Raw genomic sequence first — 15,209 nt, forward strand, 5'->3', positions numbered from 1 at the left:
AATTAGGGCTCTTGAAAAATATTTTTTTAAAAGGCTGCATTCCGTTATCATTTATAGAATAATTAATTTATAATAAAGTGAAGGGGATTTAATGGTGCAATCGCATATTCGTCTGCTGATTATTGGCTCAGGTCCGGCTGGTTATACAGCGGCGATCTATGCAGCAAGAGCAATGCTTAAGCCGGTTTTGGTGACGGGCTTGCAGCAGGGTGGACAATTAACAATTACAACTGATGTTGAGAATTATCCAGGTTTTGCAGATCCCATTCAAGGACCATGGTTGATGGAACAAATGGCAAAACAAGCTGAGAATATGGGGACAAAAATTGTCTATGATACAATTATAAAGGCTGATTTGTTGAAGTATCCTTTTGTCTTATATGGGGATTCAGGAACACAATATTCTTGTGATGCACTGATTATTGCAACAGGAGCTCAAGCACGCTGGCTTGGTTTAGAAAGTGAACAGACCTTTATGGGCGGAGGTGTTTCCGCTTGTGCTACATGTGATGGCTTTTTTTATCGTGATAAGGACGTTATTGTCGTGGGAGGAGGAAATACGGCTGTTGAAGAAGCACTTTATTTATCGCATTTGGCTAAGAGTGTAAGCGTGGTTCACAGGCGGGGGCAGTTTCGGGCAGAAAAAATTTTGCAAGATAGGTTGCTGGCTTGTAATAATGTGCGTGTTTTTTGGGATCATGTGGTTGAAGAAATTCTGGGGCTGCCAGCTCAAGATTCAATGGGCGCTGTTGTAACAGGGGCACGTCTGAAAAATGTTAAGACAGGTCATGAGATGAAAGTGAATGCAGAGGGCATATTTATTGCCATTGGGCATGATCCTGCTGTTTCTCTGTTTGAAGGACAGCTGAAACAAAAACGAGGCGGCTATTTATGGACAGCACCGGACTCAACAGCAACAAGCATTGCTGGTGTTTTTGCTGCTGGGGATGTGACAGATGAAACATTCCGCCAAGCTGTAACAGCTGCGGGAAGAGGATGTATGGCAGCGTTGGAAGCAGAACGGTTTTTGGATATATCCAAGCGTTAGTAACTCATTGAGAAAATAGAGAATATAGAGGTAGAATTAATTGTGGCGCCACCGTTGGATTGGGATAAGTTAAGGGTTTTTCACGCTGCAGCAGAAGCGGGATCTTTTACGCATGCTGCTCAAAAACTTCATTTATCTCAATCAGCCGTTTCACGACAGGTTTCGGCTTTAGAACAAGAGGTTGGGGTATCCTTATTTCAACGTCATGCGCGTGGTTTGATTCTTACAGAACAGGGAGAAACTCTTTATCGTACAGCTCATGATGTTTTGATGAAGCTTGAAAGTGTGCGTTTGCAATTAAGTGAAAGCTATGCAAAACCAACGGGGCACTTGCGTGTGACCTCGACCTTTGGAATGGGGGCAGGGTGGATTGCAGAGCGTATGCCAGAATTTCTTAGTCTTTATCCTGATATGCAGGTTCAGCTTTTGCTTTCCGATGAAGAGCTTGATTTGACAATGTGTCATGCGGATTGTGCTGTTCGCTTACATCAACCCAAACAACCTGATCTTATACAAAGAAAACTCTTTACAATTCATATGCATGTTTATGCTTCGGAAAAGTATATTGCAAATTATGGAAAGCCGGAAAAATTATCTGATCTCGATGAGCATCGTATTATTTCGTTCGGTGAACCTGTTCCACCTTATTTGTCTGGTTTAAATTGGTTGGAAAAGGCTGGTAGAAGTGATGGATCATTGCGCGTTTCAGTTCTACAAATCAACAATATCATCTCAATAAAGAATGCGCTTATGCGTGATCTTGGGATTGCTGTGCTTCCTGATTATATCGTCAATAATGATGAGCATTTGGTGCGTCTTTTTCCTGATATGGTTGATATTCCTTCTTTTGATACTTTTTTTTGTTATCCTTATAATTTAAAGAATTTGGCAAGGTTAAATGCTTTTCGAGATTATATTTTTTTAAAAGCTCGTCAGTGGTCTTTTTAATATTAATGTCTTAATTTATAAGGAACAATTAGCTGTTTTGCAACTTGAGACTCCCGTAATATTCTTTCGTTTCAAATTTGCTCATATTGAATCAATTAAAATTATTCGTTGCACATTAAAAGTGGAGGGAGTCTGCGCGGGTAAATATTTTTGAAAAAAGGGATAAATGTTTTTTTACAAATGCTAGCAAACGTGAGAGCTATTATATAATGGACAATCGTGTGATGGTGTAGCTTACATTTTTATATTTAATTAAAGAGAGTGCTACATAATGGAGACAAATTTAAAGCTATGTGTTTATTGCATAGCAGATACGCTTAAGTCTTTATTGTGCTTTTTCTTATAAAATGACATAGAATGCTATCTCTTGATTATGTTGCCTCCCAGTGCGTTTTCTTGAGTGTTCCCTTACGAAGATCTATCAGATTGATTTTATCTCTGAAGATTTTCCAAATTTGCCGGACAATATGTCCGGCTTTTTTTTATTATTTTTGAAAGAGTCCTTAGAAATTGCAATATATGGGAAGATGATAAGGAAAAAATTTCGAAACTTGTGGATATCCAACAATTTTTTAAGAATACTAAAATTCAATGAGGAGTTTGAGAGAGATTTATCCTGTTGTACCATAAAAGTCTGTCTTTTAGGGGTGTGATATAAAATATTTAAAACCTTATACATGAAGTGCTTTTTATTAGAGTGTGAGGTGAATATTTAAGGCAGGTCTTGTTCATAAAGCCTATGAAGTAAATCAAGTAGTTATTAGATAGAACTTAAAGGAAACTGGATTGCTTACACAACGATGGGAGGTGGCTTCTTCTTCATTTTAGGACGAAGAAGAAGCCGAGAAATAGAAGAGATTTTATTGTAAGGGCCTTTGATTATAAGGGCAATTGTGTTTAAAAGTGCTCGGTCTTTTTTAGAGTTATAAATTGAATGGAGAAAGCAGAATAGGTTTTTCATCTCTTATGATAATAGACCGATTCATTTATTTGATAGCTAGATTTTTTTGATCTTTATCTACAGCCTCTATTTTTGTGTTTATTCATAGATATTTTTGCTGAATCGATAGATTTAGACCATGACACAGTTTCCGATATTTTCTCGGATATACTGACATTCGGTAAAAACAATCACAAGAGATGATATTTAAAAATTTTAAATTAGACTGTTGCAAAAGCGCTGTATACGTATACAAGCTTCTTCAAGTAATTCTTCTGATGTTGCATAAGAAATACGAAAAGCTGATCCAAGTCCAAAAGCAGATCCTTGGACGACAGCAACAGCTTCTGTTTCTAGAAGCGCTATGGCAAAGTCCTCATCATTGGTAATACATTGGCCGTTAGGTGTTTTCTTTCCAATAATTCCGGAGCAAGAAGGATAAACATAAAAAGCACCCTCAGGCGTTGGACAGTGAATGCCAGGAGCTTGATTTAGCATGGAGACAACGAGATCACGGCGTGTTTGAAAAATACTTTTATTTTTAGCAATAAAGTCTTGTGGCCCGTTGAGTGCTTCAACCGCAGCCCATTGTGAAATGACACTTGTTCCAGATGTTTGCTGTCCTTGAATGGTATCCATGGCTTTAATTAATCCTTGTGGTCCGCCTGCATAGCCGATTCTCCATCCCGTCATCGCATAGGCTTTAGAAACACCATTCATTGTGAGTGTACGCTCATAAAGCGCTGGTTCTACTTGAGCTGGAGTAACAAAGGTAAAACCCTCATATGTGAGATGTTCATATATATCATCGGAAAGGATATAAACATGAGGATATTTTACTAAAACATCTGTGAGTTTTTTCAATTCATTATGTGTATAAGCAGCACCTGATGGATTTGAAGGAGAGTTAAAGATGAACCATTTGGTTTTGGGGGTAATGGCAGCTTCTAGCTCTTGGGGTTGGAGTTTATAAGAAAATTCGGCTTTTGTTTCTAAAAAGACAGGCTTACCATCGTTGAGTGCGACCATTTCTGGATAACTAACCCAATAAGGGGATGGAATGATGACCTCATCTCCTTTATTCAAAGTTGCCATGAATGCATTAAAGAGAATTTGTTTTCCACCGGTACCAACAATAATTTGTTCTGGTTGGTAAAGAAGGTTATTTTCTCTTTTAAACTTTGCAGAAATTGCTTGGCGCAATTCTGGAATTCCAGATATGGGAGGGTATTTTGTTTCTCCCCTTCGAATAGCTTCAATAGCCGCGTTTTTGATGTTTTCTGGGGTATCAAAGTCTGGCTCTCCAGCACTTAAAGCAATAACATTGCGCCCTAATGCTTTTAAATGGCGGGCCTTTTGAGAAGCAGCTATTGTTGCAGAAGGTTTGATAAGAGACAGTTTGTCGGCAATAAAAGCCATAATTTTAAATCCTTATATTATATCAACAAATGGTTATTGCTTTAAGGATATTCTATAAGAGATTATATTGTATGCAATAAAAAACTTCCAAAATACTCTTACACGGGCTTTATATTCTTCTTTTTTGAGATTTCACAAGATAATCTCTTTGTAGATTTTATGAAAGTTTTGAGGAAGTATAAGGGAGGTTTGATAAATTGTGCAAAGGAGATAAGCAGTCTTTTATGTTAACAAGGTAAAATGATGCTTTATACAAAATAAAAAAAATCTTCGTCATTACAGACGAAGATTTTTAAATAAAATATTGCAGAATTTAAACTTTAAAGGGCTGCAAGGTTACCAGCGGCAAATTTTCCTGAACGACGATCTTGAAGAACATCATAAGAAATTTTTTGCCCTTCATTAAGACTGTTTAGACCAGAACGCTCGACAGCAGAAATGTGTACAAATACATCTGCACTACCATCACTAGGTTGAATGAATCCGAAACCTTTTGTTGTATTAAACCACTTAACTGTTCCTGTAGACATAGGAAACTCCTTAGAATATATAATTATATTGAGTATTGAAGCTTTCATTTCTTCAATACGGTTGTAGATCGAAATTAGGTGGGAGAAGTTTCGTCGAAAGTGCAGATTGCACAGGAAAGAAAGTCACGTAACCGAAAATTCGATGAGACCTCTATAAAAGTTTTTGGAACAAAAAGCAAGTCTTAATCAATTTTTATATAAAGAAAAAATAAGAAAACAGTGTACATTTTGTTAAGTAGAAAAATTCAACTGAAATAACTTTGTAGTGAACGTACTTCAAGGCGCCTTTTTTTGAGTGCTTTGATCGCTTCTACAACGGCTTCGGCTCCAGCTATTGTTGTATAATAGGGAACATTTTGCATGAGGGCTGCATAACGTAATGATTTTGAATCTGAGATGGCACTGGCCGTGCTAGTTGTATTAAAAATCAATTGAATTTTGCGATTACGAATAGCGTCTTCAATATGGGGGTGTCCCTCTAGAACTTTGTTAATTTTTTTTGCTTCAACGTGGTGTTCGGTGAGAAATTTTTGTGTTCCACTTGTGGCGACAACAGAAAAGCCAAGCTCAGTTAAACGTTTTACAGGATTTAAGATGCGTTTTTTATCTTCATCTCTTACAGAAACGAACAAAGTTCCCTCTTTAGGGAGTTTTACACCAGCTCCAAGTTGGGCTTTAGCAAAAGCAAGCGAAAATTCATAGTCAAGTCCCATAACTTCACCGGTTGAGCGCATTTCTGGACCAAGAAGTGTATCAACACCTGAAAAACGAGCAAAAGGAAATACTGCTTCCTTGACGGCAATATGTTGTTTTTTTTGCAAAGAAGGTAATCCACCATAAGCTTGAAGAGCATCATGAAGCGTTTCTCCTGCCATAATACGTGCAGCCATTTTAGCAATAGGGCGACCAATCGTTTTTGCAACAAATGGGACAGTACGTGAAGCACGGGGATTGACTTCTAAGACATAAATGGTGTCATCTTTTATAGCATATTGTACATTCATTAAGCCGCGAACATGAAGTGCTTGTGCTAATGCTTTGGTTTGGCGCTCTAATTCAGTAACTATTTTATTTGAGAGCGTATGGACTGGTAGAGAACATGCTGAATCACCAGAGTGGATACCAGCTTCTTCAATATGTTCCATAATACCAACGATTAGTGTTTCGTTACCATCACATAGACAATCAACATCTACTTCAATTGCTTCTGTTAAATAGGTATCAAAGAGAAGCGGATTTTTACCAAGCAATATATTGATTTGTCCTGTTGTGTCGTTAGGATAACGGACTTTGATATCTTCTGAAATTAATTCAGGGACACTCTCAAGTAAATAATTTTGTAAGCTACGTTCATCACGAATAATTTGCATAGCACGTCCTCCTAAAACATAAGAGGGACGTACAACCAAAGGGAAGCCTAGTTCGTGGGCAATGAGGCGTGCTTGTTCAATGGAGTGGGCAATACTATTTTGAGGTTGTGTTAAATTAAGTTTAAATAACAGTTTTTGAAAGCGGTCTCTATCTTCTGCTAAGTCGATAGCGTCAGGTGAAGTACCTAGGATGGGGATATTGTGTTTTTCTAGAGCGCTTGCCAATTTTAAGGGTGTTTGTCCGCCAAATTGGACGATGACTCCAACCAAATCTCCTTTTTCCTGTTCTGCTTCTAAAATAGCGATAACGTCTTCTGTTGTTAAAGATTCAAAGTAAAGGCGATCAGAGGTATCATAGTCGGTTGAAACTGTTTCAGGATTACAGTTAATCATAATCGCTTCAAATCCTGCATCACGCAGTGCAAAAGCAGCGTGGCAGCAACAGTAATCAAATTCAATACCTTGCCCAATGCGGTTTGGTCCACCGCCTAAAATAGCAATTTTTTTGCGTTCAGAAACGTGTGCTTCCGAGTGCTCTACACCTGCAAAGGGAACTTCATATGTTGAATACATATAGGCTGTAGGAGAAGAAAATTCAGCGGCACAAGTATCAATCCGTTTGAAGACGTGTTTAACATTCAGTGATTTACGTAAAGCTGCGATATAATCGGGTTCTTTCCCTGTAAGGGAGGCTAATCGCGCATCTGAAAAGCCCATAGCTTTTAACATACGTAAATTATCTGCGTCTTGGGGTAATCCATGAATGCGGATACGCTGCTCCATTTCAATGATGGAGGCTATTTGTTCTAAAAACCACGGATCAATTTTGCTAATTTGGTGAATCTCATTTAAGGGTAAGCCTGTGCGCATGGCTTGAGCAATATAGCGTAGACGATCAGGGCTTGGTATGGCAATGGCTGAGCGTATAGAACTTTTTTCATCACCTTCAGCATGCTCTGGAATCACAATTTCATCAAGACCCGTAAGCCCTGTTTCAAGTCCACGGAGTGCTTTTTGTAACGATTCTTGAAAAGTGCGTCCAATTGCCATGACTTCTCCTACAGATTTCATCGCAGTTGTGAGGACAGGTGATGAACCGGGAAATTTTTCGAACGCAAAACGAGGAATTTTTGTCACAATATAGTCAATAGAAGGTTCAAATGATGCTGGTGTTGCACCACCCGTGATATCATTTTTTAATTCATCAAGTGTATAACCAACAGCCAGTTTAGCCGCTACTTTGGCAATGGGAAACCCCGTTGCTTTTGAGGCAAGCGCTGAAGAGCGAGAAACACGCGGATTCATTTCAATAACAATGAGGCGCCCATTTTCAGGATTGACAGCAAACTGTACATTGGATCCCCCCGTTTCAACACCAATTTCGCGCAAAACAGCAATCGAAGCATTACGCATACATTGATATTCTTTATCGGTTAAGGTGAGAGCAGGTGCTACAGTGATCGAATCACCGGTATGAATCCCCATTGGATCAATGTTTTCAATAGAACAAACGATGATACAGTTGTCGTTCTTATCACGAACAACTTCCATCTCATATTCTTTCCACCCTAAAACACTTTCTTCAATTAATACTTCTGTTGTTGGTGAAGCTTCAAGCCCACGTTCAATAATTTCATAGAATTCAGAGCGGTTATAAGCGATTCCACCACCAGTTCCACCAAGGGTGAATGAAGGACGAATAATAGCTGGAAGCCCAACAACATCAAGAGCTTGAACTGCTTTTGCTGTTGCATGAGCGATATAATGTTGTTTGCGATCAGCTTCGGTATGTCGCCAGTTGCGCTCAAGTTCTTCGAGTGCTTTGTCAAGCGCAGCACCAGAAAGTTTTGCTTTAAGTTCAGCACACGTTTTTGCGTGTTGTTGGCGATTTTCTTCTTTCAGTTCTGTTGCATTGGCTAACATAGAGCGTGGCGTTTCCAAACCGATTTTTGCCATCGCTTGGCGGAATAAAGCACGATCTTCAGCTTTATCAATAGCATCAGCATTGGCTCCTATCATTTCAACATGGTAGCGGTTTAAAATACCCATACGCTTTAATGATAAAGCAGTATTGAGGGCTGTTTGTCCTCCCATAGTGGGCAAAAGGGCATCGGGACGCTCGTGAGCAATAATTTTGGCAACTATTTCAGGAGTAATGGGCTCTATATAAGTTGCATCAGCTAGATCTGGATCTGTCATAATCGTGGCAGGATTAGAATTTACCAAAATAATTCGGTAACCTTCTTCTTTTAATGCTTTACAGGCTTGAGTGCCTGAATAATCAAATTCACATGCCTGACCAATGATAATAGGTCCTGCTCCGATGATAAGAATAGATTTTATATCTGTGCGTTTGGGCATGACTTTTTCCTATGACAAATATCTGTGTGCGATTGTTGTGGGCAAAATATTTTAGTTCTGAGGCTACCGTCATTTTATAAGTTAAGTGACAAAGAAAGTAAGCATTAAAATACCTTTTCCATGCTTTTTTTCATAAAATTGAAGATAAATTTCTTTTTTGAGTTGAGTCATCTCGTCAGTTTATCAAAAGTATGACCTTTGATAAAAAATAATAACAGTGCTCCAACAAATTAGAATATTCAAGCATACTGTGGAGCATAAAAAGCCGGAACATCTTTCCAATCCATTGCCGGCATACTTTCTTTGTGTTTTATGACGTTTTTTGCTTAAGAGAGCACGCGCTTTTTCTGTTGCTTGTAAAACATAAGCTATTATTTATGGTTCGATGGGATTTCGTAAAATAAAATGGGAAGCTTATCGTGTTGTTCCGTAAAATACTGCCGTTTAGAGTTGTGATATAAGGTATGAAAATTTACCACATTAAGGTGTTTTTGTTAGAGTGTATGATAGAATTCAGAGCAGGATTTGTCTGTAGAGAGCTTATGAAATAAACCATATCAAATGGGTTCAGTTGGAATCTGTTATATAAAAAGCAAGATTGTTGATAGATCCGGTTCTGGTCGAAGTTTCCGTTTTAGGGTAGGAAGACAGTCAATCTATGTATCTTTCCATTTCATAAAAGGGTGAGAGTGTATTTTAATACAATGGCTAAGGATATAATTTCAGAATGATTTTGTTTGTTTTTAAAAGATAGTGAATACTCTCCCTTTACTTTATGGATGATGTTCAAAACTTTTTAAAATATAAAGAAGACTAAAATGCTGAATATTTCCCAAACGAGAGTATTCTGTCTGAAAGATGTATCAATAGGAAAGCTTTTGGTGGCTAGGTCTCAAAAAGGGATTTGTCATATAGCGTTAGGAGACACTATAGAGCAATTATTACAGGAGTTTACGATACGCTTTGGTGATGCACAACAAGTTGTAGGTGACAATACATTTAAGAGAGAAGTTGCCCATATTATAGCCATGATAGAAACACCTAAGCTGGTAAAAAAATATAATTTTCCCTTAGATATAAATGGTACAGTTTTTCAACGACAAGTATGGGCAGTATTATGTGATATACCATGTGGTGAAACAATTTCATATGAGATCTTAGCATGCCGTATTGGTATGCCGAAAGCTTTTCGTGCCGTTGCTCATGCCTGTGCACGTAACGAATTGGCTATTATCATTCCGTGTCATCGTGTTGTGCGTAAAAATGGTTTTATTTCAGGGTATCGTTGGGGGGAAAAACGGAAACAGATTTTACTACAACGGGAACAAAATGGAAAAATTTAACTTTGTGTGATGGGCATTATAATCGTTACAGTTGTTCCTTTCATTTCTTTTGAAGTAATTTCAAGTTTTCCTTTGTGGAGTTCTAGCAAGGAGCGTGAAATGGCTAATCCAAGACCTGAGCCCGTATGAGATTTAGTGAGCTGATTTTCGACTTGTTCAAAAGGTTGCCCAAGTTTTTTAATTGCTGATTGGGGAATACCAACGCCTGTATCTGTAATTTTAAAAATAAGGTTATTTTTTTTCTTGAAAGCGCAGACATCAATATTTCCGCCAGAAGGCGTAAATTTAACGGCATTAGAGATGAGATTAAGGAAAATCTGTTTCATTGCACGACCATCAACTTCAGCATGAAGTTCTGGGGTAATGTTTGTTGTAACAACAATATTTTTTTCTTGAGCTTGAGGTGTTAGTGTTCGTACTGCTTCACTAATGATGGGCTCAAGATCGGTATTTTTACAATCAAGCGTAAATCTTCCTGCTTCGATTTTTGACATATCAAGGATGTCATTGATAAGGGTTAGAAGATGGGTTCCTGAATTGTAAATATCATGCATATATTCCTTATAGCGTTGTGAACCAAGAGGACCAAAAGTCGATTGCAACATGATATCTGAAAAACCAAGAATAGCATTCAGAGGCGTGCGCAATTCATGAGACATATTGGCTAAAAATTCTGATTTAGCCTTATTAGCACTTTCGGCGCGTTCTTTTTCTGCTTTCAAACTTTTATTAAGTTTTTCAACTTCTGTTGCGCGTTGTTGAGCACTCCCTCGCGCGCGCTTGAGTTCTTGAATGAAAGAAAAAAGACGCCTTTCACTGTCTTCAAATTTTTCCTGTTGTTGTTTAAGCTCAGAAATGTCAGTACCAATACAAACCAATCCTCCATCTTGGGTTCGTCGTTCGTTAATTTTGAGCCAACAACCATCTGCCGTTTGGCGAATACTGGTTAAGTTACCAGTACCATCATCTTTAAGGGGATATTCACTGAGTGCAGGGCGTGCCATGGCTTCGACCGTTGCACGTTGGATACCTGATTGGAGAATTTGTTTAGGAATAGCGGCATATTCGCAAAATTTGCTGTTGGACATGACTAAACGTCCTTCAGCATCCCACAAAACGAAAGATTCTGAAATGTTTTCAATCGCATCACGGATACGAAGGTCGGCTTGCGCTGTTTGTTCAGCCAATTGTTGCTGTTCACTAATATCGAAGGAAATACCAACCAAATGGGGTTCTTCTTCTTCAGTAACTTCGGCACGAATGCGCATCCATACATAATGACCATCAGCATGACGCATAGGAACGTTAATATCGATATGCTTCTTTTTACCGCTCATTAATTCCTGAGCAAGATCAAAAAAATTCGCATCATTTGGATTGATAATGGCGCTAATTTGGGAAATTGAGAGCAGTGCATCTTGAGGGACATAGCCGAGCATTTCGTACATTGCTCGTGACCAGTAGACACGTCCACTTGCCATATTCCAATCCCATAGTCCACAGCGTCCACGCATCATTGCCATATCAATACGGTTTTGAATTTTTTCTGAAACAAGATCTGTTTTGCGTGCTCGTACAATTTGGTTGTAATAAGCATAAAGAAGAGCGAGGATAACGCCACTAGTTCCAATAAACATGGTTATATTTAACGAGAGAGCTTTCCGCCATTCCATGTAAATATGTTGCATTTTTTCACTGATGAATACCCCATATTGTCCATTTTCTGTTTGCTGAAAGGAAGCGAGAGCAGGAATATCTTTTCCTATTGTAATTTTCATGATTCCAGCATGTTTTCCTAGAGCTTGTAAAGCAATGCTTTCAGAGGTAAAATCCTGTAAGGGTTTTCCTAAGACAATCTCGGAACTTGATGAAGCTAGGACATTGCCTTTTTGATCGACAATAGCAATAACAGCGCTGGTTTTTATAAGACCTTTGTTACGAAAATTAGTCAGGATATTTTGTAAATGATTATGAGAAAGAACAGCAGTTTTTCCTTGTCGAGTGGCTGCAAGTAAGTCACGGTCAATCGTATTGGTAATATGAGAAGCTAAGAGAGTGATGGTAGAATGCGTGTTTTTATCAATTGTGTTGCGCCAATCATAGATTGATAGGAAACGGATCGCTGCTAGCGTAACAAGAAATGCAAGAATTACAAATGGGAGTGAACGTCGCAGCCAAGGTTCAATAAAAAGAAGTTTTTGATAGGCAGGACCAGAAAACAGATTGGTACGCTCTGTCCGCTCCTTGCGACTTTGAGCGCTTGATTTTGAATCAGCATACACCTCCCTTGGCGCATTATATGCGTCCAATTTAGCCATCTCGCGTTCCTTTAATTCTGGAATAATGTGATTTAAAAACTGCTTCGATATTCATAGTAACCCCATCGAGTGCAATGAATCAAAACAGGAGTCTTCTGTCCAGTCTTTTTTTTAAAAAAATAATTTTACTTTTATAATTTTGGAATATGAAAAGAAAAAAGCACTTTAAACGTGACCTATAAACAGGCTTAGATTACCTGTTTATAGGTTTAATGATGATCGAATAGTTTATAGAATTTATTTTAAAAAATATTATAGCATATTGATTTAAAATAATTTTTTGTTTTAAGTGAGCAGACGATTAATGATATCAGCAACATCGCTTGATAATTTTGGCGCAACAGCAATCATTTTTAATTCAGTTTCAAGTTTTTGTTGTCGAATAGGTTCTAATTGTCGCCAAGAGCGCATCATTGTTAATAATCGTGAAGCAAGCTGTGGATTTTTTTTGTCAATTTCCAAAATGACTTGGCAAAGAAAATGATAAGACGCTCCATCCATCCTATTAAAGCCCGTGAGATTGTTAGAGGCAAAAACACCGATTAGGGAACGTACACGATTAGGATTATCTTGTGAAAAAAGCGGATGTTGCATGAGCTTTTGAACATTCTCGAGTGTTGATGTGCCAGCAACCATTGCTTGAATAGAAAACCATTTATCCATGACCAAAGGGTCATGCCGATAGCGGTTTTCAAAATCATTTAAGGCATTTTGTGCTTGCTCACTTTCATTAAAACGCTTCACGAGAACAGCGATACTAGCCATACGGTCAGTCATATTATCAGCTGTTGCATATTGTATAGCAGCTCGATTTGGATTGGCTTCAGCAATGGAAAGGTAATCCAGTATGATATTCTTTAATGCTCGTTTTCCAGCTTGTGCAGTGTTTGGTGAATAGGGCTCTTGGGTTTGCATTTGTCCATAGAATTTTGTTAAGAGCTCTTGATGAGTTTGTGCAAGTGAAGCTAAAAACTGATTGCGGATATAATGAATACGATCTGGGTCAATATTTTTACCGATTGTATGAGCAAGCTCAACTTCACTAGGTAAATTTAAACAGAAGGCACGAAATTCAGGCTCTAAGGTTTCATCTGTTATGATCGTTTCAATCAGCTTTAGCAAAGCAGAAGGAAGTGTTGCTTTTTCTTGTGTTTTATCTTGAATGCTTTGAATCAAAGCTTGCGTCATTAAATGATTAAGAGATTGCCAGCGATTGATGTGATTGTCATCATGTTGTGCAAGAAAAATAAGTTCTCTTTCATTGAATGGAGTGTGTAGAATGATTGGTGCTGAAAAGTCTCGCAGCAGTGATAAAACGGGTTTTTCACGCAGTCCCTTTAATGTAAACGTTTGGCTTTCCTTGGATAAAAGCATAACATCTGATTGAATATCTGTATCTGCTTCATAGGTGAGGTTTTCTCCGTTAGGTCCTAACAAGCCAAATACGATAGGGATAAGCATGGGCTTTTTTGTATTTTGTTGTGGGGTTGCGGGAATATGTTGCTTTGCATGAATTGTTAAAACACCATCGCTATAATGACTATCGATTTCTACATTGGGTGTTCCTGCCTGTTCATACCATAGCATGAATTGGGAGAAGTCTTGACCAGACACTTCAGCAAAACAGGTAATAAAATCTTCAATTGTACAAGCTTGTCCATCATGACGTTGAAAATAAAGATCAGTGCCTTTACGAAACAGAGTAGGACCTAAAATAGTTCGTATCATGCGAACAACTTCAGCACCTTTTTCATAAACAGTTGTGGTGTAAAAATTATTAATTTGGCTATATTGACGAGGACGTACAGGATGCGCAAGAGGTCCTGCGTCTTCTGCAAATTGCGTTGCTTTTAATGCTTTTACATTTTCAATTCGCTGTAGGCTGCGTACATTTTGATCTGATGAAAATTCCTGATCACGATAAACAGTGAATCCTTCTTTTAAACAGAGTTGAAACCAATCGCGACAGGTAACACGATTACCGCTCCAATTATGGAAATATTCATGTGCAATGACACGTTCAACATTTCTATAATCCTGATCGGTTGCTGTTTCAGGATCGACAAGAACATATTTATCATTAAAAACGTTAAGGCCTTTGTTTTCCATTGCTCCCATGTTAAAGTCGGACACAGCAACAATATTGAAAATATCAAGATCATATTCGCGTCCGAAACATTGTTCATCCCAACGCATGGAACGTTTAAGAGCATCCATTGCATAGGTTGCGCGTTCGGTTTTTCCTTTTTCTACATAGATACCAAGCTCGATACGTCGTCCAGATACAGTTGTAAAATGGTCTTCTAACTTATCAAGATCTCCACCTACTAAAGCAAAGAGATAAGATGGTTTGGGATAAGGATCTTCCCAAATGGCAAAATGGCGATTATTCTCTAAAGTTCCTGTTTCCACCAGATTACCATTGGAAAGCAAGATTGGGATTGTTTGGGAATCTGCTTCAATTTTCACTCTATAGGTAGAAAGAACATCTGGGCGGTCGTAAAAATAAGTAATACGACGAAAACCTTCCGATTCGCATTGTGAGCAATAAACACCATTTGAAAGGTAAAGCCCCATAAGTTGGCGGTTGCTTTCAGGATTCAGTTCTGTAACCAATTTCAATGTAAAAGGAGCCGTTGGTGGCGTTGTAATTTCTAAACGTGAAGGCGTCACTTTATAAGTGTTTGGGGCTAATATCTCATCATTAATAGAAACGGAAATTAAAGTAAGATCATCACCAGAAAGAACAAGAGGTGTTAATTCTTTTGTATCGTGACGGGATTCAATAGACAATATGGCTGTAACATAGGTTTTTGTCGGTGCCAATTGGAAAGAAAGTTGTGTTTTAGGGATAACGTAAGGGGTTGGTTGGTAGTCTTCCAAACGATAAATAGATGTTATTGGCTGTTTCATAGTTTTTTCCCATTTGTAT

The 15,209-nt window shown here is 38.2% G+C and carries 8 protein-coding genes; 3 read left to right on the forward strand and 5 right to left on the reverse strand.

What is annotated here, in order from left to right; genetic code table 11:
* Window positions 1-91 precede the first annotated feature (91 nt).
* Both trxB and ACFILL_RS01750 read left to right on the forward strand, forming a co-directional pair.
* Window positions 92-1,048 (forward strand): thioredoxin-disulfide reductase, encoded by a 957-nt coding sequence (trxB, locus tag ACFILL_RS01745; RefSeq protein WP_375643115.1) that lies wholly within the window; start codon window positions 92-94, stop codon window positions 1,046-1,048.
* A gap of 42 nt (window positions 1,049-1,090) precedes the next feature.
* The gene (locus ACFILL_RS01750) at window positions 1,091-1,996 is read left to right on the forward strand and encodes a LysR family transcriptional regulator (protein WP_273791217.1); all 906 of its coding nucleotides are present in this window, start codon (window positions 1,091-1,093) and stop codon (window positions 1,994-1,996) included.
* A gap of 1,156 nt (window positions 1,997-3,152) precedes the next feature.
* Here ACFILL_RS01750 and ACFILL_RS01755 read toward each other — a convergent pair.
* The 3 genes from ACFILL_RS01755 to carB all read right to left on the reverse strand — a co-directional run bounded on the left by ACFILL_RS01755 (window position 3,153) and on the right by carB (window position 8,616).
* A complete protein-coding gene (locus tag ACFILL_RS01755; RefSeq protein WP_375643113.1) occupies window positions 3,153-4,355 on the reverse strand; it encodes a pyridoxal phosphate-dependent aminotransferase in 1,203 nt (400 codons plus the stop codon).
* A gap of 320 nt (window positions 4,356-4,675) precedes the next feature.
* Entirely contained in the window at window positions 4,676-4,885 is a 210-nt protein-coding gene (locus ACFILL_RS01760; protein WP_012754908.1) for a cold-shock protein, read from the reverse strand.
* Window positions 4,886-5,130: 245 nt separating this feature from the next.
* The gene (gene carB / locus ACFILL_RS01765; protein WP_375643111.1) at window positions 5,131-8,616 is read right to left on the reverse strand and encodes a carbamoyl-phosphate synthase large subunit; all 3,486 of its coding nucleotides are present in this window, start codon (window positions 8,614-8,616) and stop codon (window positions 5,131-5,133) included.
* An 818-nt stretch (window positions 8,617-9,434) separates the two neighbouring features.
* On the opposite strand from carB, the gene ACFILL_RS01770 reads away from it, so the two are divergent.
* Window positions 9,435-9,959 (forward strand): methylated-DNA--[protein]-cysteine S-methyltransferase, encoded by a 525-nt coding sequence (locus tag ACFILL_RS01770; protein WP_273791214.1) that lies wholly within the window; start codon window positions 9,435-9,437, stop codon window positions 9,957-9,959.
* Here the strand turns inward: ACFILL_RS01770 and ACFILL_RS01775 are convergent.
* Window positions 9,956-12,277, reverse strand: a complete 2,322-nt coding sequence (locus ACFILL_RS01775) for an ATP-binding protein (protein WP_375630809.1) — start codon at window positions 12,275-12,277, stop codon at window positions 9,956-9,958. The genes ACFILL_RS01770 and ACFILL_RS01775 overlap by 4 nt on opposite strands.
* Before the next feature lie 285 nt (window positions 12,278-12,562).
* Window positions 12,563-15,190 carry an aminopeptidase N gene (pepN, locus tag ACFILL_RS01780; RefSeq protein ID WP_375643110.1) on the reverse strand — a complete coding sequence of 876 codons (2,628 nt, stop codon included), beginning with the start codon at window positions 15,188-15,190 and terminating at the stop codon, window positions 12,563-12,565.
* Between the last annotated feature and the right edge of the window lie 19 nt (window positions 15,191-15,209).

This window comes from Bartonella sp. AP20NXHL, from assembly GCF_042196165.1.
Lineage (GTDB): Bacteria > Pseudomonadota > Alphaproteobacteria > Rhizobiales > Rhizobiaceae > Bartonella.